General features: G+C 63.8%; 18 protein-coding genes. 12 read left to right on the forward strand and 6 right to left on the reverse strand.

Translation table 11 applies throughout. From position 1 onward, the window contains the following. Positions 1-4: 4 nt before the first annotated feature. The 3 genes from EII26_RS03790 to EII26_RS03800 form a co-directional block, all read right to left on the reverse strand. A complete protein-coding gene (locus tag EII26_RS03790) occupies positions 5-784 on the reverse strand; it encodes a serine hydrolase (RefSeq protein WP_124887846.1) in 780 nt (259 codons plus the stop codon). Between the two features lie 5 nt (positions 785-789). Beyond that, positions 790-2,094 carry a GntT/GntP/DsdX family permease gene (locus EII26_RS03795; RefSeq protein ID WP_124887813.1) on the reverse strand — a complete coding sequence of 435 codons (1,305 nt, stop codon included), beginning with the start codon at positions 2,092-2,094 and terminating at the stop codon, positions 790-792. A 61-nt stretch (positions 2,095-2,155) separates the two neighbouring features. Continuing rightward, positions 2,156-3,259, reverse strand: coding sequence for a dipeptide epimerase (locus EII26_RS03800; RefSeq protein ID WP_124887814.1), 1,104 nt, complete (start codon positions 3,257-3,259; stop codon positions 2,156-2,158). Positions 3,260-3,435: 176 nt separating this feature from the next. Between EII26_RS03800 and EII26_RS13090 the strand changes: the two genes are divergently transcribed. From EII26_RS13090 to thpR, 6 genes are all read left to right on the forward strand, one after another. Beyond that, on the forward strand, positions 3,436-3,846 hold the full coding sequence (locus tag EII26_RS13090) for a hypothetical protein (protein ID WP_158612144.1): 411 nt from the start codon (positions 3,436-3,438) through the stop codon (positions 3,844-3,846). 138 nt (positions 3,847-3,984) lie between these two features. Further along, positions 3,985-5,568, forward strand: coding sequence for a Na+/H+ antiporter NhaC (gene nhaC / locus EII26_RS03805; protein WP_124887815.1), 1,584 nt, complete (start codon positions 3,985-3,987; stop codon positions 5,566-5,568). Positions 5,569-5,879: 311 nt separating this feature from the next. Then, on the forward strand, positions 5,880-7,601 hold the full coding sequence (locus EII26_RS13600) for a S8 family serine peptidase (RefSeq protein WP_124887816.1): 1,722 nt from the start codon (positions 5,880-5,882) through the stop codon (positions 7,599-7,601). A gap of 319 nt (positions 7,602-7,920) precedes the next feature. After that, positions 7,921-9,093 carry a tryptophan synthase subunit beta gene (trpB, locus tag EII26_RS03815; RefSeq protein ID WP_199735056.1) on the forward strand — a complete coding sequence of 391 codons (1,173 nt, stop codon included), beginning with the start codon at positions 7,921-7,923 and terminating at the stop codon, positions 9,091-9,093. A 119-nt stretch (positions 9,094-9,212) separates the two neighbouring features. Beyond that, the gene (locus EII26_RS03820) at positions 9,213-9,872 is read left to right on the forward strand and encodes an HAD family hydrolase (protein WP_124887818.1); all 660 of its coding nucleotides are present in this window, start codon (positions 9,213-9,215) and stop codon (positions 9,870-9,872) included. Further along, positions 9,865-10,407, forward strand: a complete 543-nt coding sequence (gene thpR, locus EII26_RS03825) for an RNA 2',3'-cyclic phosphodiesterase (RefSeq protein WP_124887819.1) — start codon at positions 9,865-9,867, stop codon at positions 10,405-10,407. The genes EII26_RS03820 and thpR overlap by 8 nt, the downstream gene beginning before the upstream one ends. Before the next feature lie 94 nt (positions 10,408-10,501). Here thpR and EII26_RS03830 read toward each other — a convergent pair whose 3' ends face one another. From EII26_RS03830 to EII26_RS03840, 3 genes are all read right to left on the reverse strand, one after another. After that, the gene (locus EII26_RS03830; RefSeq protein ID WP_148092541.1) at positions 10,502-12,721 is read right to left on the reverse strand and encodes a methyl-accepting chemotaxis protein; all 2,220 of its coding nucleotides are present in this window, start codon (positions 12,719-12,721) and stop codon (positions 10,502-10,504) included. A 303-nt stretch (positions 12,722-13,024) separates the two neighbouring features. After that, complete coding sequence (locus EII26_RS03835) at positions 13,025-13,525, reverse strand: ankyrin repeat domain-containing protein (protein WP_124887821.1); 501 nt, start codon at positions 13,523-13,525, stop codon at positions 13,025-13,027. A 96-nt stretch (positions 13,526-13,621) separates the two neighbouring features. Beyond that, positions 13,622-13,876 (reverse strand): hypothetical protein, encoded by a 255-nt coding sequence (locus tag EII26_RS03840; RefSeq protein ID WP_124887822.1) that lies wholly within the window; start codon positions 13,874-13,876, stop codon positions 13,622-13,624. A gap of 804 nt (positions 13,877-14,680) precedes the next feature. Between EII26_RS03840 and yedF the strand changes: the two genes are divergently transcribed. The 6 genes from yedF (at position 14,681) to EII26_RS03870 (ending at position 19,781) form a co-directional block, all read left to right on the forward strand. Continuing rightward, positions 14,681-15,283 carry a sulfurtransferase-like selenium metabolism protein YedF gene (gene yedF / locus EII26_RS03845; RefSeq protein ID WP_124887823.1) on the forward strand — a complete coding sequence of 201 codons (603 nt, stop codon included), beginning with the start codon at positions 14,681-14,683 and terminating at the stop codon, positions 15,281-15,283. Positions 15,284-15,332: 49 nt separating this feature from the next. Then, positions 15,333-16,529 carry an aminotransferase class V-fold PLP-dependent enzyme gene (locus EII26_RS03850; RefSeq protein WP_124887824.1) on the forward strand — a complete coding sequence of 399 codons (1,197 nt, stop codon included), beginning with the start codon at positions 15,333-15,335 and terminating at the stop codon, positions 16,527-16,529. Between the two features lie 61 nt (positions 16,530-16,590). Next, entirely contained in the window at positions 16,591-17,346 is a 756-nt protein-coding gene (locus tag EII26_RS03855) for an acyl-CoA dehydratase activase (protein ID WP_124887825.1), read from the forward strand. Next, the gene (locus tag EII26_RS03860; RefSeq protein ID WP_124887826.1) at positions 17,343-18,239 is read left to right on the forward strand and encodes a 2-hydroxyacyl-CoA dehydratase family protein; all 897 of its coding nucleotides are present in this window, start codon (positions 17,343-17,345) and stop codon (positions 18,237-18,239) included. The genes EII26_RS03855 and EII26_RS03860 overlap by 4 nt, the downstream gene beginning before the upstream one ends. A gap of 3 nt (positions 18,240-18,242) precedes the next feature. Then, entirely contained in the window at positions 18,243-19,520 is a 1,278-nt protein-coding gene (locus tag EII26_RS03865; RefSeq protein WP_199735057.1) for a double-cubane-cluster-containing anaerobic reductase, read from the forward strand. After that, complete coding sequence (locus EII26_RS03870; protein ID WP_124887827.1) at positions 19,521-19,781, forward strand: DUF3343 domain-containing protein; 261 nt, start codon at positions 19,521-19,523, stop codon at positions 19,779-19,781. The last annotated feature ends 18 nt before the right edge of the window (positions 19,782-19,799 follow it).

Here is a 19,799-nt window from a genome sequence, read left to right on the forward strand (position 1 = left end):
TTTTTCATGGTCGTTTGAAGCGTTCGTAGACGATGCCGCCGACGCGGGCGCAGAGGCGGCATCCCGAGAGGCGGTCGGGCAGGCCGGCGGTCAGCGCTGCCACGATCACGGGCCGGTCGGAGCGGTGGAAGAGGATGCCGGCGTCGTGCTCGTGGCCCGGAAGCTCGCCCGTCTTGTGCGCCAGAAGGGGCTCCAGGTCGTCGGCGTCCTCGAAGGGGATCTCCGCGGGAAGCTTTCCGACGTTCTTCTGGACCGACAGGAGGTCCAGCATGCGCCCTCCGCGCTGCGCGATCCGCGCCAGCAGTTCCCCCACCTCTCGGGCACAGGTGTAGTTGTCAAGTCCCCGCCGCCGCGCCTCGAAATCCAGCATCTTTCTTCCCAGAACCGTCTTGATGCAGCCCAGACGCCGGATGGACGCGTTCACGGCGTCGATGCCCAGCCGATCGATCAGGGCGTTCGTCGCCGTGTTGTCGCTCACCGAGAGCATCAGAAGCGCCAGGTCCTCCAGGCGCAGGCGTGCTCCCGGGGAGGCGCGGTGCAGCACGCCTCCCTCGGCCACGGCACCCGGGGAAAGGGTCGTCTCCTCGAGGAGGTCGAGATCCCCGGAGTCGGCGCGCTCGAAAAGATGCCAGAGGACGAAGAGCTTGATGAGGCTGGCGGAGGGAAGACGCTCGTCCGCGCGGTGCCCGAACGTCTCCCCTCCCGCAGGCTCCAGGACGAAAACCGAGGCGACGGCCGGAAAATCGAGGCAGGTCCGCTCCAGTTCCTCCGTCCAGCCCCTCACGGAGCTCAAAGCAGATACCCTCGCAGCAGGGCGTAGATCGTGGTGAAGAGGACGATCAGCCAGCCGTTGCAGAGCACCGACTTGAGGTCGTCGGACCGGGCCAGGCCCATCTGTCCCTGCATGTCGCCCTCGGGGATCGCGAAGGAGGTCATCTGGGACCCCACCAGCAGCACGATGACCCAGACGGTCATGGGGATGCTCATCGACCGGGCCAGGGGCAGGAACATCTTGTTCAGCACCTCCGCCTGGGCCACCGCGGCCCCGGGAACGCCGAAGACGCCCACGAGGGTCGTCATGGCGACGAAGGCGGCGCTGCTGCTCTCCTGCACGTAGGGGGCCAGGAACCGGGAGATGGCCTCGAAGGCCCCGGCCGCGGAGATGAAGTTGATGAACGGATCCAGGAGGACGAAGAAGAAGAAAAGCCAGATCAGGTTCTTGGCGCCCTCACAGATCGCGTCGATGATCTCCGTGACCCCGAGCTTGCCGGCGATCCCGGTCAGAAACGCGGTGACGCCCATGATCGGCAGCACGAAGGTCGAGCCGCCGCCTATGGCGATCCCGTACCCGACCAAGGTCACCATCGAGACGAGGAACACGGCCGCGGCGCGCGAGGCCGTGCGCGGGTCCGCGGGATGTGTGGCGACCGCCGTCCCCTCCGTTGCCTCGTAGCTGTTCCTGCCGCGGTACCTTCTCTGCACCACGCCGGCCCAGATGAACGTGGTGATCCACATGATGACGGAGACCGGGATCCCGGCGTTCAGGAGCACCTGGGGGTAGGAGAGCCCGGTGAATTCCATCAGGGCGACCATCGGCGGGGTGAAGGGCCCGAGGAACAGCCCCGTCGCCCCGGCGCCGTGCAGCAGCACGGCCATGGCGTTGGGGGTGACGCCCACGGACGCCGCGATGGGGATCAGGATGGGGGCCAGAATCGCGTTGCCCCCCGCCATGGTGCCGAGCAGGCTCACGATGACGACCGAGCAGATCATGACCACGGCGAAGGCCTTGCGCTCGGAGTCGACCTTCATCCGGCTGGTCACCATCGTCACGAGAATGTGGACGACCCCCGTGCGCTTGAGGACCTGGCCCAAGCCTCCGCCCAGGAGGATGATCATCCCGATGTAGCCCAGAAAGGACCCCAGCCCTCCGCGAATCCCCTGGGCCACCTCCATGATCCCGTGCCCGCCGATGACGGCCGCGGACAGGATTCCGACGAGCACGGCGAAGATCTGGCCGTACCGGCTGAAACAGAGCGCGATATAGAGCACCAAAGGCAGCAGTCCCCACAGGGACGGCGATGCCGCAGCTTCCATGGACAAATTCCTCCCTTTCCCGAATCGATCCCAAAAACGACGCCTGCAAGCTCCCCGCCGGCTATCCCTTGACGCTCTCTTTCCAGTCCACGCCCTCGACCGCATCGATGCCCAGTCCCGGGGCATCGGTGAGGCTCAGGACGGCTCCGTCGTAGCGCACACCCCCCTTCACGGGATCGGAGGCGCAGAGGATCGGCGGGTCCAGGTCGTACTTGGTCACGACCCGGCGTGCCGTCGCCAGATGGGCTGCGGCCGTGACGGAGACCTTGCTCTCCATCATGGCGCCGATCATGCACTCCATTCCGGCCGACTCGGCCATGGCGCAGATCCTCAGGGCGCCCGAGAGCCCGCCGCTCTTCATCAGCTTGATGTTGAGCATGTCCGCGGCGCGCATCGCGATCAGGCGTATCGCGTCGCGCGGGGAACAGACGGACTCGTCGGCCAGGATGATCGTGTCGACGGCGTCGGTCACCCGCTTCAGCCCCTCGACGTCGTGGCGGGCCACCGGCTGTTCGACCAGCTCGATGTCCAGCCCTTCGTCCTCCATATGGCGGATGATGCGGATCGCCTCCTTCGGCGTCCAGCCCTGGTTGGCGTCGACCCGGAGCAGAACGTCCGGCCCCACCTCCCTGCGCACGGCGCCGATCCGCTCCATGTCCAGGCGGAAGTCGACCCCCACCTTGATCTTCAGCGCGTCGTAACCGTCGCGGACCGCCTCGGCGGCGTCCCTCGCCATCTCGTCCGGCGCGTTCAGGCTGATGGTGTAGTCGGTCGCAAAGGTTCGCTTCGTCCCCCCCCAGAGGCGGTATAGGGGCTGTCCGCAGAGCTTGCCCCAGAGGTCGTGCAGGGCGATGTCCGCGGCCGCCTTGGCCGAGGTGTTGCCCACCGCGGAACGCTCGACGGCCGTCAGGGCGTCGTGCAGCTCGCTCACGTCGCGGCCCAGCAGCGCCGGGGCGATCCGCGTGGCGAGCGTGCAGGCGATCGACCCGTCGGTATCCCCGGTGATGGCCGCGGTGGGGGGGGCCTCGCCGTAGCCGACGGTACCCGAATCCGTCGCGAGCGCCACGATGTTCGTGGTCACGACGTCGGTGCTTCGAAGCGCCGTCCTGAAAGGTTTTTTGAGGGGGATGGACAGCGTGCCCAGACTCATCTCGGTGATTATCATGAACGATCCTCTCCTCTTAGGTGTGTTCCCGAGAACAAAAAACGGACAACTGCCCTACCTTGAGGTAAGACCGTCATCCGCTGGATTTTTCTCACGTGAACGGAGGAAGGACGAACGCTGTCTCGGGGCTTCCGTCCGGAAAATGGCGCCCGTCGAGAGCGGCGGCTTCTCCGCCGATGAGGAAAGCAGCCTGTGAACAAAGCGTTTCGCTGGGACATTTTATCTCACGAGAGCGGGCTTTTGTCAATGAAAAGGGCGCTGGCGCGCGAAGAGGAAAGGCTCGGCAAGAAAAAAACGTCGCGCCGGTCGAAAGCGGCTTCCTGGACTTCCCGGGAGCGGGAACCTGGACTGCGCCCGCGGAGATTCATCGCCGTCCGTTTGGCGACATTTGCGGTTCTGCGGGCGAAATGCGTCGGGCGAGTATCGCAAAGGGCAACTCCCGTTGCGCCCTCCTGGCGCGTCTCGTGGCGGCGTTGCGGAATATCGACGGGGGCTTGCCCGGACGCCATAGCGAATGCGGTCCTGGGGGCATTCTGCATTTTCAGCCGCTGGCCGAAGCGGCTTGCATTTTCCCCGAAATGCCCTAAAATGTTTGCCCAGCTTCGAAGTAAGCCGGCAAAGACCAAAAGCAAAACATTCCTCTCGCGCTGAGGCAACCTGTCCGGGAATAGGCGAAGCGGCAGTACCGAGCATCAAACTATTTCGCGGTGTGGGGGGAATGTGAAGTGGCGCCGTCGTGCCGTCGGCCGGGGCTTTTTGCGGCCATTGTCGTTTTGCTTGTCTGTGCGTTGATCGTCAGCTTCGGGGTGGTCGACATCCAGCTGGAGTCGGGCCTTCGTATCGGTCTGGGCCTCCCGGCCCAGGTCCCGTTGCTCTTCGCGGCGGCCTTCGCCGCGCTGGTCGGGGTTCTCGTCCTCAAGGTCTCCTGGCTCGAGCTGGAGCGCGGCATCTGCGCCGCCATTCAGGTCTCCATCCAGGCCATTCTGATCCTCGTGCTCGTAGGCTGTCTGGTCGGCTCGTGGATCCACAGCGGCGTGGTGGCCACCATGATCTACTACGGGCTCGACATCATGAATCCCCATTACTTTTACTGTGCGGCACTCCTCATCAGCATCGTGGTCTCCCTGGCGACGGGCTGCTGCTGGACCACGAGCAGCACCGTGGGCGTGGCCCTCATCGGCATCAGCGCCGGACTCGGGCTCCCTCTGCCCGTATCCGCCGGATTCATCATCTCGGGCGCCTATTTCGGGGACAAGATGTCGCCGCTGTCCGACACCACCAATCTCGCCCCCGCGGTCTCCGGCAGCGAGCTTTTCGAACACATCCGCGCAATGATGTGGACGACCGTTCCCACGCTGTTGATCACCGTGGGAATTTCGCTCCTCATGGGCAATGCCGCCCAGGACATGGACAACAGCCGCGTCGGACTGATCCAGAGCATGATGTCGGCGGAATTCCGCATCTCCGCCTGGGGCTTCGTTCCCCCCGCGGTGATCCTGGTCATGGCGTTGCTGAAGGTTCCCGCCATACCCGGAATCGTGGCGGGGCTTTGTGCGGGAGTGCTCCTCTCCCTGACTCAGGGCGCGTCGCTTCGCGAGGCCATGAACGTCCTTTTCTCCGGCTATGAGCCGACTCAGTTGGGCGCCTTCGCCGCCGCCGTCACCCCCGAGGCCGTTCGGGAGGCGGCCTCCGGGGCCGGGGCGTTCCTCTCCGCGTCGACCGATCCGGCCGCGTTCTCCGAGGTCGGCCGTCTCCTGACCCAGCTCTTCACCCGCGGGGGCATGACCTCGATGCTGGAGACGATCTGCCTGATCGTCGTCGCGCTCTCCCTGGGCGGCATCATGGAGATGTGCGGATTCCTGGACGCCATCCTGGAGGCCCTGATGCGCCGCGTCCGGTCCGTGTTCGGGCTCGTCGCCTCCGTGATCGGGTCGTCCTTCATCGCCAACGTCTTCCTGAGCGAACAGTACCTGGCGATCATCGTACCGGGCCGCATGTTCCGCAGGGCCTTCGAGGAGCGCTCCTGGGACGGCCGCAAACTGGCGCCCGTGATGCTCTCCCGCTCGCTCGAGGACAGCGGGACCATGACGTCCGTCCTCGTTCCCTGGAACACCTGCGGTGTGTACGTCTCGGCCGTTCTGGGCGTCCCGACCCTGGCCTACGCCCCCTATTGCTTTCTCAACTGGCTGAACCCGATCGTCGCGCTCCTTCTGACCTGGTTCGGCGTCGCCGTGATTTGGCAGAGGACGGAGCCGCGTCTCGAGTCCGTCATGGATGCGGCCCTGGCGGCGGAGGGGGCCGTCGAGTAGCCTCCCTTGCCGCGGAGACGTTTTTGTTTCCCCGCTTCGTCCACGGCTTCCGCGGGATCGCCCGGACTTTTCGTTGGAGATCGTGCCCTGCAGGGATTTCCGGGTGGGGCAAAAGTGGTACAATATTTTCCGTGCAGATCTCTTAATCATGCCGTCCGATCGGCCTTTCCGCCGAGGGCGGAGGGGTGGCCGCGGTCGGAGCGGGGGTGTTCTTGCTCTTCGTCCCGGCGCTTTTCTGCGCTGGGGTGCCGACGCAGCCCGGGGCCATTCATCCGCAGACGGACGAAACGCTGGGGAGTGTTTCATTCTTGATGAGAAAGCTGAATGCTCTGATCTTCTGCTGTCTGCTCGTGTTTTCGACTTCGGGACCGTCGGAAGCGGAAATCGAGCGTGCGGGCGAGGCTCTCGTCCTGTTGCGAAACGCGGAGGGAGATCGTTTGACGCGCTTTTCGTCCATGCACGGGACGGCTCAGTACCGTGCGGCCTCGGTAGCCGCCGCGTCGGGGGCGCGGGTCGTCAGGACCTTCGGGGCGCTTTCCGAGGCCGCCGACGAGGTCTTCGTTCTGGTGCGCGCGGAGGGCAGGACCACCGAGCAGCTGATCGCCTCGCTGAGGACAAACGACAACGTCCTTGCCGCCTCTCCGAACCGCAGGGTCTGCGCTGCGGGCAAGGTCCCCGGCGATCCTTTTTTCGGCAGGCTTTGGGGGATGGCGGACATAGACGCCCCTCTCGCGTGGCTCGAAACGACGGGGGATGCCGCCATTCACGTCGCGGTGCTGGACACGGGAATCGCGAGCGGACACGAGGACCTGGGGGCCAACGTCGATGCCGCCAGAAGCCGCAATTACCTTTCGGCTTTGGACAGCTACGAGGACGACATGGGGCACGGGACCCACGTGAGCGGCATCATCGGGGCCATAGGCGATAACGGGAAGGGTGTTGCGGGCGTCAATTGGAAGGTCCGGATCATCGCCTGCAAGGTGCTGAACGCTTATGGCGAGGGATCGTCCGCCGAGATCGTGCAGGCGATCGACGACCTGCTCGCCATGCTCGGGAGCGATCCCGGGATGAAGATCGCGGCGGTCAACCTGTCCCTGGGGGGATATGCCGACCAGGCCCCCGAGGATATGAAGGCCCTTTCCGTGGAATGGCGGGCCTACAAGGTTCTGGACGATACGAACCGAACGCTCATCGTCGTTGCGGCCGGAAACGAGGGGCTGGAGGTCGGCAGGCCCGCGCCGTTCGACGATCCCCTGAAGCTCGGCAGGTTCCGGAAGGGGGACTACTGCTATCCCGCCTCCTTCGTCGGCCTCAAAAACATGGTCGTCGTGGGAGCGGTGGGGCGGAACGGAAGCGCGGCCTCCTTCTCCAACTGGAGCCAGACAAAGGTGGATGTCGTGGCTCCCGGGGTGGATATCTACAGCACGACCCCTCCGGGGGTTCTCCCTCCCCACCGATTGATCCCCTATGGCCTGTACGAGGCCGATTCGGGCACCTCCATGGCCGCTCCTCATGTGGCTGGGGCGGCTGGGTTGCTGGTGTCGAAGTACCCCTCTGTGGGTGCGGACGCAATCAAGGCCGCCATTCTCAACGGGGCGAAGGCGGGCGTCAACCCCGTGGCCGCACCCTATGACAACAAGGGACCGTACCGCAACGCCAATCCGGGGGGACAAAAGCTCTCCGCACACGGGCTCCTCAACCTGAAGGGCTCTCTCGACTGGCTGAGCGCGCATCACCACCAGTTTCCAGCCCCGGGGCCGGCGCCGAAGCCAGGGCCGACGCCGCAGCCGGGACCTGCCCCAGAGCCGGGACCGAATCCGCAGCCGGACCCGGATCCGTGGCCGTCCCCATTGCCTGACCCCAAACCCCTCCCGGAGCCCCCGCCTCCCTCCTCGCCGCAGGGGCCCGGCGCGCGTTCGGGAGGCGGGGGGTGCGATGCCGGTGTTGCGAATTTCTGGCTGGCCGGAGCGGTTCTCCTGCCCGCGGCGATATGGAGGCGGCGCGAAGGAGCCCAAGCGCGCCGGGCGTCTTGACACCTTTGTGGCGGGGTGCTATTCTTCCTCCAAAGGTTGTTTCGACTAGGGCGAATTCGATGAGGATGATGAAGACCATGGACAGGATAACGGTGCGGCTTGAGAATATCGGCATGTGGTGGTGGCAGCCCTGAAAGCTGCCCTCTGTCCGTACGTATCCTAAGTGAGACCAGCGCTTGGAGGCCGGAGGGGACAATGAAACCCTCCGGCCCTTTTATACCCGTTTCAGAGAGCGAACCTGCTCGGGGCCGATTCAGGCCCCGAGCTTTTTCATTTCAAAGGGAGGACGAAGAAGATGACGCACTGTGAAAAAGAAGCTATGAGCACGGGATTTTTCGGAGAGTACGGCGGTCAGTTCATCCCCGATCCCCTGAAGAAGCGCCTGGACGGTCTGGCGGAGGCCTTCCGGGACGCCATGGCGGATCCTTCGTTCGAGCGGGAGTACCTTCGGCTGCTCAAGGACTTTGTCGGTCGTCCCACGGCGCTGACGGAGTGCCGCAACATCTCGAAAGATCTGGGCGGGGGGCGCCTCTTTTTGAAGCGGGAGGACCTGAACCACAGCGGAGCCCACAAGATCAACAACTGCATCGGTCAGATTCTGCTGGCCAAGCGTATGGGGGCGAAGCGCGTCATCGCGGAGACGGGCGCGGGGATGCACGGGACGGCCAGCGCGATGGCGGCCGCGCTCTTCGGGATGGACTGCACGGTGTACATGGGGGCCGTGGACGTGGAGCGGCAGAGGCCCAACGTCGAGCGGATGCGGGCGATGGGGACCCGCGTCGTGGCGGTGACCGACGGACAGCAGACCCTCAAGGAGGCCGTGGACAAGGCCTTGGACGTCTATGTCTCGGAGCCGGACACGTTCTACCTTCTGGGCTCCGCCGTGGGGCCGCACCCGTATCCCTCCATCGTCCGGGAGTTTCAGAGCGTCATCGGCCGCGAGGCACGGGAACAGTTTCTGGAGCGCACGGGACGCCTTCCGGACTTCGCCGTGGCCTGCGTGGGGGGCGGCAGCAACGCCATCGGCCTCTTCTCGGGCTTCCTGGAGGACTCCGAGGTGCGCCTGGTCGGGGTCGAGCCGGACGGGCGGGGGACGGGCAAGCTGGGCGACCATGCGGCGACGCTTGCCTTCGGTGCCCCGAAGGTCTTTCAGGGGTTCCGAAGCTACGTCCTTACGGACGGGGCCGGAGAGGCCGCTCCGGTCCACTCCATCTCCGCGGGGCTCGACTACCCCGGTGTGGGGCCGGAGCACGCCCACCTGAAGGACACGGGACGTGCGCGCTACGAGCGGGTCAGCGACGAGGAGGCGCTCTCGGCCTTCCGTACCCTCTGCCGCAGGGAGGGCATCCTGCCTGCGCTCGAGAGCAGCCACGCGCTGGCCTATGCCCTGCGCGTCCTGCCGGGGCTCGAGAAAAACGAGACGGTCCTGGTCAACCTCTCGGGCCGCGGGGATAAGGATTTTCACGTCATCCCGGAGGCGTACAAGAGCTGAGGGCCTGACGGGCCGCTGAGCCAGCGGGCAGGACGCGCTATAATGAAGGCTTGGGAAAGGGCTCGGACCTTCCGGGCGTTTCCTTTCGCACCTTCAAGGGGAAAGGCGGGCTGAGGCGGTTGATCGCTGCGGTTATCTTCGATATGGACGGATTGATGTTCGACACGGAGGCCCTGAACATGAAGGGCTGGATGGAAGCCGGACGCCGGCATGGCTACGAGATGACGGAGGAGGTCGTGTACGGCCACATCGGCGCCAATCTTGCCACCACTCGGCGCCTGATGACCGAGCACTTCGGGCCCGGTTTCGATTTCGACGCCGTACGGGCGGACCGGGTGGCGTGGGCCTTCGCTCAGATCGAACGGAACGGCATGCCCGAAAAGCCCGGGCTTCGGGAATTGCTTGCCTGGCTGAGAGGAAAGGCGCTGAGGACGGCCATAGCCACGTCCAGCGAACGGCGATTTGTCGATTTTTACCTGGCGCACGCCGATCTGGGGCATTCCTTCGACGCGATCGTCACCGGCGACCGGGTGGCTCGGAGCAAGCCGGCCCCCGACATCTTTCTTCAGGCCGCCTCCGAGCTTTGCGCCACGCCCGCGGACTGCGTGGTCCTGGAGGACTCCTACAACGGCATCAAAGCGGCCCATGCGGCGGGGATGCGCCCGGTGATGATCCCGGACCTGCTTCCGCCGATCCCCGAGGTGGAGCCCCTCCTCTACGGGCGGGTGGACTCCCTGAGCGGCGTCATCCCGATCCTGGAGGCACTGGACCGTGCCTGATGTCGAGGATCGGATCCGGGCCTTCGTCGCGGTGCTGCCGCCCGAGTCGGTTGCGCGGGATATGGAGCGCCTGCTGGACCGTCTGCGTCCTCTGGCGCGCTGCCGCTGGGTGACGCAGGCGCAGCTCCATGTCACGCTGCGCTTTCTGGGCGAACTGCCGCCGTCCGCCGTCGATCGCGTCCGTCTCGGGCTTGCAGAGGTGAATGTCGAGCCGTTCGAGATCGAGCTGAACCGAGCCGGGGCCTTTCCCAACCTGGACCGGCCGCGTGCGCTCTGGCTGGCCGGGGACCGCGGAATGACCGAGCTGACGGACCTGGCGCGGCGGGTGGACGACGCCCTGTTCGCCCTGGGGATAGCCAGGGAGGAGCGCCCTTTCAAGCCGCACCTGACCCTGGCGCGGTCGGACGGGTCGCCTCCGCCCCCCGCCCTGCTGGAGGCGTTCCGGAGCGTGCCGTCCTTTTCCTGGAGCTGCGCCGGTTTCTCGCTGATGCGCAGTCGCCTGATGCCGGGAGGGGCGGTCTACACGAAATTGTGACCCCAGATAAAAAGAGAGAGGCCTGCCCCCGTTGAATAAGGGGCAGGCCTCTCTCTTTTTACCTGGCGTCAAGTTGGTTTCGTACCGCCGGGAGTCAGCCTTTGGACGGGGGCAGGGCGCCCCGGGGCTCGGTCCCCTCCCCCTTGCCGTCATACCGGAAGAGGCCGAGCAGTTCCTCCAAGCGCGCGACGCCCTCGGTCATCCTCTGGGCCTCTCCGGCCACGTTCTCGCTGGCCGTGGCGGTATCCGTCGTGGCGCGCTTGATGTTCTCGAGCGTATCGCCCACCTCCGACGTCGCGCCGGTCACCAGCCCGATGGACTCGGCCATCTCGCTGCTCGAGGCCGCCTGCTCCTCCGCCGCGGCCGCGATGGTCTGCATGTGTCCACTCAAAGCGTTGACCTCGTCGAGGCTTTTCCTCAGGCTCTCCTGGGCCTCGCCGGATTTCCGCACCGTCTCGTCGAGCAGGGTCTCGAGGTCGCGAACGACCGAGCTCGCCTTGTCGGCGTCGCCCTCGAGGCCCGCGATGAGCTTCTGGATTTCCTGGGCGGCGTGTCCGGACTCCTCCGCCAGCTTGCGCACCTCCTCGGCGACGACCGCAAAGCCTCGTCCCGCTTCTCCGGCCCGTGCGGCCTCGATGGCCGCGTTCAGGGCCAGCAGGTTCGTCTGGTCGGCGATGCCCGTGATGGTGGAGACGAACCCGGCGATGGACTCCACGGAGCCGTTGACCTTGCGGATGGACTCCCCGCCGGTACGGGAACGCTCTCCGGCCTGACGGACCTTCTCGACCGCCTCGTTCACCTCCACGGTGGCCTTCTCGGTCAGGTCGGCGGTGCGTGCGGCGATGCCCGCGCCCTCCTCTGCGGACTGGGCCGTGGCGGTCGCGGCGTGCGAGACCTCCTCCACGCCCGTATTCGTGCGCATCAACGAGCTCGAGTTCTCCTCGGAGAGTCGTGCTACCTCGTCGACGGAGGCCTTGACCTCCTCCATCGAGGCGACGGCCTCCTCGGAGATGGCCGCGAGGTTCTGGGCGGAATCGGCGAAGCTGTGCGCCTGGTCGTTCAGCTTGTGCAGCATGTCCACGATGCTGTGCTTCAGCTGGGAGTAGCTGCGGGTCATGTCGCCTATCTCGTCCTTGTAGTCGTACAGCCAGAGCTTGGAGTTATCGGTCGAGAAGTTGAGGGTGGAGGCCCGTTTCAGGAGCTCTCCGAAGGCATTGATGGGCCGAAGGATGCGCCCGGTGAGCCAGTAGACCACACCGGAGATCAGGAGCAGTCCCAGGAGGGCGGCCAGGATCGTGTTGCGGGTCATGGCCCGGGACTCCGAGAGCATGTCCTCCACCGGGACCATGGCGTTGAGGGAAAGTGTCTGCTTGGCGGGAGGGAGGTGCACCGGCGTGTACGTCTTCAGTGCCGTCCCCTTTGTGGAGGTGGAATGGGCGTATTGGAAGTACTCCTTGCCCTCCTTGATGCTCCGAAGGACCGTGTCGACGTTCGGCTGCCCCTGGATGAGCTCGCCAAGCTGCCGGCCGATGTAGTCACCGACAGTGGCGTAGATCACAAAACCGTCGTCGTCCATCAGCATAATGGCTGCACGGTCGCTGATGATGCGGAGTTTTTTCAGCTCCTCCTGGATGATCTCGTAGTCCAGGTCGATGCCTACGACGCCGATGAGCTTGTCCTTGGCGTTTCTGATGGGGACGGAGATACTGGTGATCAAGGTCTTTGTCCCGTTTTCGAAGGTGAAGAACTGCGGGTTGCCGACGGTGGTCTCGCCCGTTCTGAGGGGAACGGTATAGTAATCTCCGCTGCCGGGAGCATAGATCGTCTCCGGGGTCACGTCGCGAGTACGGATGGCTTTGCCGTCCCTCTCCACGAAGGATGCGGTGAACTGCCCCGTTTTGCCGTACCACCCGTCGTCGATGAAGTCCTTGTCCCGGCCGTCGAAGGCGTCTGGCTCAAAGGCCAGCCACATGGAGGCAATCTCGGGTTTCTGGAGGACCCCAGCCTCGAGCAACGCGGTCACGGTGTTCCGAGCGCTTCCCAAGCTGCTGTCGATACGGGGGATGGCGCCTGCGATCGTCGTCAGGATATTGATGTTGCTCGTGAACGTGTCCGTGATGGTGAGCGCGGCCGCCTTGGAGGAGGCCAGGGTGAGGGCCTCGGCGTCGCGCGATACCTTGGCCGAGGAGGACACGGCCACGTAGGCGATGACGGCGGAAAAGATGACGAATACGACGGACAAAATGCTCAGGAGCATTCTGCCCCTCAAACGCAGGGCTCCGGGACGGGACGAACAGGAACGGCAGAAGAACATCAAAATCGATTCCTCCTTATGGATTTGGTGTGGGGTATCGGTCAACGTAAGGCTGAAGTTTATCCAATCAAAAATTATACATGTTTTTTTGCCTTTGGTTGAGAAAAGAAATGGTCGGAATGCTTTGGAGTTTGGCAACAGTATTTTGGGTGCAGTCGCTCGACTGAACTGCCGAGTCAGATTCCGGGAACACAGCGCCGGCCAATTGAAAAAGCCCGGGTTCTCCCCGACAAGGGAGAACCCGGGCTTTTTCAATTGGGCAAGGGGCGAAGTGCGATTCGACGCCCCGTATTCTCCGCCCGGCTAGTTCTTCGCTCCGGCCTCCTGCAGCAGCTTGACGATGGCCGCTCCGGCCTCGGAGAAGCTCCTCTCACGGGCTTCCATCAAAGCCGTTTCGCCGTCCTCGTTCCTGATGGTGACGTCGGCTCCGGCCTTCAGCAGAAGGGCGACGACCTCCGGGTTGGAGTTGCTGTCCGCGGCCTTGATCAAAGCCGTATCCCCGTCCTCGTCCCTGGCATTGACGTCGGCCCCCGCATGCAGCAGGAGTGCGGTAACCTCGGGGTTGGGGTTCTTTTCCGCCGCCTTCATCAAAGCCGTCTCGTGATCGTCGTCCCTGGCATTGACGTTCGCCCCGGCCTCGATGGCCGACCGCACGGCTTCCGGGGTTCCCCTGGCGCAAAGCTTGATGAATGCGATGTCGGAGCTTGCCCAGACGGGAGAAACCGGCAAAGCCAAGGCCACGGCCAAAATCGTCAAAAACAGCCCGGGAAGAAAACGATTTTTACGGAAAAAACTGGTCGACATAATGCTTCACCTCATGTTTTATTCTTGAGCCAAAACGATGGACTCAGCTTGCGCATAGTATACATGGGAAATATCCGAATAAATGAGCTGAAAAGCCTATTTTGTAAGGTGCTTGGATGACTCCTGAGGGGAACGGAAGAGCGTATGCCTGTCGCTGTAAATCTCCATAGGCAGGCCGTATCGTTCCAGGCCGATACTGAGAGCGGCGACATATCCTGTGGTGCTCTCGTTCTTGGAGAACCAGGCGCCGACGACCCGTCCTCTGGCGTCATCGATGTAGGCGTGGAGGGCAGCATAGCCCTTCCCCTTGCCGAACCACTCGAACTTTGAGGCATCGGTCTGCCGGAGCATGCCTGCGTATAGGGTGGACCGAATGTTTGATGAAGCCCCTGAGCTCGAAGACGCAGATCGAAGATTTGCTTTCTCGCTTATAGCGTAGCTACAATTTTCACTGAACAACGACACAGTCGGTGTTCTGCGATTGACATTCCCTTGCCGGTAAGGTATAAAAACCGTAAACGGCCCTGCGATACTTTCGGGAGAGGAGGAAGAACCGAATGCGGCGTTGCGGATTCACCTGAGGAAGAGTTTTGGGTGCACGGGATGCATGCCGTGGTGGGATTCCTTCCCTGAAGGAGCCGTCCGTTCGGGCCATACTCTTCAAAGATTGACGTGTCTGTTTTGTGCGTCGTATCCGTTGTTTTTTGAGGGGAGGCCGCACGGCCTCTCCTGTTTTTTTTCTCCCTTATGTCACAAGGATATCCCGTTTTCACGAGACTCTGTGAAGAGTTGCACGTCGCCTGCTTACCCGAATCACACGATATAGCCCAGGAGAACCTATTTCTATCCAAAGAGTTGCACTCGTAAGGTGAGCCTTGTGCTCGATCTGGAGGGGTGCGGCAATCCGCAGGGAGGAAACGGATGTGGAACCGTCCCCGTGCTCTTGGTGGATTGCCGATATCTTCCGAGGGGGGACAGTATGCTGGAGTTCCAGGAGAAAAGTTTTTCCGCGCTCACAATCCTGTTTCGAGCAAAAGTTTTTGTTTCGGAGCACTGCTTGGCTCCGCTCTCGGGACAGGCCATGCCGCCCTCTTCGCCGCATGCGGCGGTCTTCTGAAAAAATGGGGGTGCTCATGATTTTTAGGAGGGGTTTTTATGATAACGGTCAATGCTATGGGGAAAAACTGTCCGGAGCCGGTCATCATGACGCGGGCCGCGCTGAAGCAAGGCGTTTCGGAGCTTGAAGTCCTGGTGGACAATGCCGTCGCGGTCTCGAACGTCACCCGGCTTCTGGAGGGACAGGGATTTCGGGTCCTCTGCCAGGGGAACGAGGGCGAGTACCGGCTGACCGCCGATAAGGGGAGCTCGGACGTGACGGGGACCTTGTCGTCGCCCCCCTCATCGAAGCGATCTCGGGGCGGTGCCCGCCTGGCCGTCCTGATCGCCGGAAGGACTCTTGGGCGCGAGGATCGAGAACTGGGAGAGGTTTTGATCAAGGGCTTTCTGGGCACCCTCTCCAAGCTCGAAACACCCCCCGCGACGGTAGCCCTCATGAACGAGGGGGTCAAGCTGGCTTTGTCCGACGCCTCCACCTGCGATCACCTGAAGGATCTGGAGGGTGCGGGAACGAATATCCTGGTCTGCGGCACCTGCACGAACCATTTTGGCATAACCGAACGCGTCGGCGTGGGGACAATCTCCAACATGTTCGAGATCCTCGAGGCGATCACGGGGGCGGACAAGATTCTCAGTGTTTAACGGTTAGGTGATCTCAGGTTTCAAACTTTAATTTGAGGAGGGGGCTGAATTGCAGGAGAGTCTTTCCGGGGCCTCGGTCTACTTGAACAACGCGGCGACGACGTGGCCGAAGCCGCCCTGCGTTGGGGAAGCGATGGCGGGTTTTCTGGCCCGCGGGGGCGCAAATCTCGGCCGCGGGACCTCCTCGTCCCGCGACATGGGGACTCTGAACGCGGTGCTGGACTGCCGGCTCCGCCTGGCCAGGCTGTTGGGGGGCTACGAGGGCGGGGATCCGCGGTACGTCACCTTCTGTCCCAACGTGACGGAGGCGCTGAATGTCGTGTTGCGCGGCTTTCTGCGTCCCGGTATGAGCGTGTTGACCACCTCCATGGAGCACAACGCCGTGGTCCGGCCCCTCAGAACGCTCGAGCCGTCCGGCGTGAAGGTGACGTTCCTGCCCTGCGGGAGCGAGGGCACGCTGGATCCTCGGACGCTCGCGGACGCGCTCGCGTCACGGCGTTACGACCTGATGGTCCTGGCCCATGCCAGCAACGTCTGTGGCACGATCCAGCCCCTGGAGGCGGTCGCAGGGCTCTGCGCGGATGCGGGGATTCCGCTGGTTCTGGACAGCGCGCAGACCGCGGGGGTGCTTCCTCTCGACGCGGCATCCCTGGGCCTGGCGGCCCTCTGCTTCACGGGGCATAAGGGGCTGATGGGGCCGCAGGGGATCGGTGGGATCCTCTGGCGGCCGGACTTCGCCGCGCAGGTCGAACCTCTGGTCACCGGTGGGACCGGGAGCTACTCCCATGTCGAGACGCAGCCGGAGGATCTCCCCGACAAGTTCGAGTCGGGGACCCCGAACCTGCCGGGAGTCGTCGGACTTCATGCTGCATTGGGCTGGATCGGGGATACGGGAATTCAAAGGATTGCCGAGCGCGAACGTGAGCTGGGGGGCATGCTGTTGGAGGGCCTTTCCCGCGTGGAGGGCATCTCGCTCTCCGGGAAGGGGGATATGGAGGGCCGGCTCCCGGTGTTCTCGTTCAACATCGAGGGGCTGGACAACGGCCTCTTGGCCGACGCGCTCTCTCGTGAGGGGTTCGAGACCCGTCCGGGCCTGCATTGTGCGCCCATCGCCCACAGGACCTTGGGGAGCTTCCCGCAGGGCGGCCTGAGGGTCTCCCCGGGGTACTTCACGAGGCCCGGCCAGCTGACCGAATTCCTGGGGGCGTTGACTGCGACTGCGGCACGGCTGAAGAGGGGACGTTGAAGGCGGGAATGCAGGGGGGCTCGATCCGGCCTCGTTCAAAACTGGGGAGGTGGGGCGGCACATGCACTATGCGGGCATCGACATCGGCTCCACGGCGAGCAAGGCCGTGGTCATGAATGCCTCGAAAGATGAAATTCTGGCCCGGAAGCTCATGCCCAGCGGGTGGAACGGCCGGGAGACCGCTGAGGAGATCCTGACCTGGCTGCTCTCCCTGGGCTATGCCCGGGAGGAGCTCCGCATCACGGCCACGGGGTACGGGCGCGTCTCCGTTCCCTATGCCGACGATACCCTGACGGAGATCACCTGCCACGGCAAGGGGGCCTGTTTCCTCGGAGGGGAGGACCTCACCGTGGTCGACATCGGAGGCCAGGACACCAAGGTGATCCTCGTAAGGAACGGCCGCGTCGTGGATTTCATCATGAACGACAAATGTTCCGCGGGGACGGGCAAGTTTCTGGAGATCATGGCCAACCGCATGGGCGTCACCTTGCCCGAGCTGTTCGAGCTGGCCGAGCGCGGACGGGAGATCGTGATTTCCTCGATGTGTACGGTCTTCGCCGAGTCGGAGATCGTCAGCCTGATGGGCCTGGGCACGCCTCGGGAGGACATCGCCTGCGGAGCCGTCGGATCCGTCGTCGCCAAGGTCGCGGTGCAGGTGGCCCGGAAGGCTGCGGCAGAGGACTACTTTCTCACTGGGGGCTTCTGCGACAGTGCCATGATGCTGCGCAAGCTGTCCGAGGCCCTGAACGCGCCGGTGCGTACGGGGCCGGACGCCCGGTTCGCTGGGGCCATCGGAGCCGCCCTTCTGGGACGATGAGTCGTTTCGAGGCGCTGGAGGCACTGGAAGAGCAGCGTCGGGAGGCTTATGTCCGAGCCGTTCTGCGGGCCGCGGAGTCCAACGATGTTGTGGGATACATCGGGAGCCGTGTTCCGGTGGAACTCTTTCACGCCCTGGGGCTCATGGCCCTTCCCGTGTACGGCGTGGATGGGGAGATCCTGAAACACTCCAGGGAAAAGGGGCTCTGCCCCCTCGTCGATGCCACCCTGACCTATGCCAGGACGGACCGGTGCCCGCTGATCCACAGCTCCCGCCTGATCGTCGTCGACGACGCATGCCCGATCATGGCCCGTGAGATTGCCGGGCTCTCGGACCAGGAGGTCCATGTTTATCGCGTCGAGGACCCCATGAGGATGGAGCTCCTGATCGAGAAGCTGGAGCACGTCTACGGGCGCGGCTTTGACGAGGATGCCCTGAATGTCGCGACAGATGAATCCAGGCAGCTGACCGCTCTGACCGCCCGATTGAAATACCATTCCGATCTGGACGGACGGAGCGTCTACGTCCTGGAATACTACCTGAACTTCCTGTCCGTACCGGAGCGTTTCGAGGTCCTCCGCCGGGCGTCGCGGACGGCGGCGTTCTCGGAGGAACCGATCGACTTCCTCCCGGTCCGCGTCCAGAGCGGGGCGGGAATCTATCGTCAACTCGATCGGAAACTGCACGGAACCTCCTACCGCATCATGGAGGGCGACGGATGCCAGGGGTGCGTCCAGGAGGTTGTGGGTGGAGAAGGGAGGGATTTTCTGCGGTTCAAGTACGATCGAAGAAAAGAGATGGCTGGCATTTACGACTACGTGTACCCGTTCTGTCCTTTTGGAGAGGGGAGAGAACTTGGGTACGAAGCTGAATTTTCCGGGGGAGGGGATTGAGTTATGGCGGATTACAAGGCGATGTGGGAAGGTCTGGGCATGGACGTGGCGACGCACGATCTGCTGTGCGAGGCGTTGCCGCAGGCATTCGGGGATGTCTACCTGTCGCAGGAGAACAGGCCGGAGGGTATGGACTACTTCAACATGGTCGTGGCCGAGATCCACGGGATCCGTCCGATGGAGCTGATCGAGCACCAGAAGAAGGGGGGCAAGGTCGTCGGGTCCTTCTGCATCCACGTCCCGGACGAGGTTGTGGTGGCCGCAGGAGCCATCGCGACCGGGCTGTGCAGCGGTTCTCAGTTCTGGGTCCCCGGGGGCGAGAAGAAGCTCCCCACCGCAACCTGTCCGCTCATCAAGGCATCGCTGGGTGCGCGCTTCGACCGAACCTGTCCATTTTTCCGCCTCGCGGACCTGTTCGTCGGGGAGACGACCTGCGACGGGAAGAAGAAGGCCTGGGAGATCCTGGGCGAGGATGCGCCCATGCACATCATGGACATCCCTCAGATGAAGCGGGAGAAGGACTACGCCCATTGGAGGGACGAGATCCACGGCTATATCCGCAGACTGGAGGAACTCACGGGCAGCAGGGTCACCGAGACGAGCCTCCATGATGCCATCGTCCTGCTGAATGAGAAGCGCCGTGTCCTTCAGCGGCTCGCGGACTTTCGCAAACTGGACGCCGTGCCCATCAGCGGGAAGGACGTCCTGCTGATCACGCAGATCGCCTTTTACGACGATCCCGCGCGGTTCACCTCGATGGTCGGCAAGCTCTGCGACGAGCTGGACGAGCGGGCCCGTGCCGGAGTGTCCGTGTTCCCCAAAGGCGCAAAGCGCATCCTGCTCACGGGGACGCCGCTCTCCATTCCCAACTGGAAGCTGCACCACATCGTCGAAGGTCTCGGCGGAGCCGTCGTGTGCGAGGAGATGTGTACCGGCATCCGTTATTACGAGCGGTACGTGGACGAGAGCGGCAGGACCCTGGACGAGATGGTGACGCACCTGACGGAGCGCTACCTGGGCGGCATCCACTGCGCCTGCTTCACCCCCAACGCGGAGCGCGTGGACGACATCCTGCGCCTGGCCCGCGAGTACCGCGCGGATGGTGTCATCGACGTCAACCTGAAATTCTGCAACATCTACGATACCGAGGGCTACTTCGTGGAGCGTGCCCTGAACGACGCGGGGGTTCCCGTTCTGGGCATCGAGACCGATTACACGGACCAGGATGCGGAACAGCTCAAGACCCGTATCGGGGCGTTCCTGGAAATGCTGGGCAGCTGAATGATGGATGCGCGGCATTACGTGCTCTTCCCGGACGTCGCCAATGCCAAGGCCCTTTACGGACTGATGAAAACGGCCGGCATGCGCTGCACCTTCGCTCCGACGCCTCGCGAGGCCGATCGGTGCTGCGGGTTGGCGGTCCTCTATCAGGACGCCGGCGATCGGGAGCGCATCGAGCGCATGGCTGCGGAGAACTCCGTCCGGCTGCTGCGTTTCTTCGACGGCGCCGCCGGGGATCCGGATCGCATGAAGTTCTGCTGAGAAAGGCGGAAGGGGCCG

The organism is Fretibacterium sp. OH1220_COT-178, from assembly GCF_003860125.1.
GTDB lineage: Bacteria > Synergistota > Synergistia > Synergistales > Aminobacteriaceae > CAJPSE01.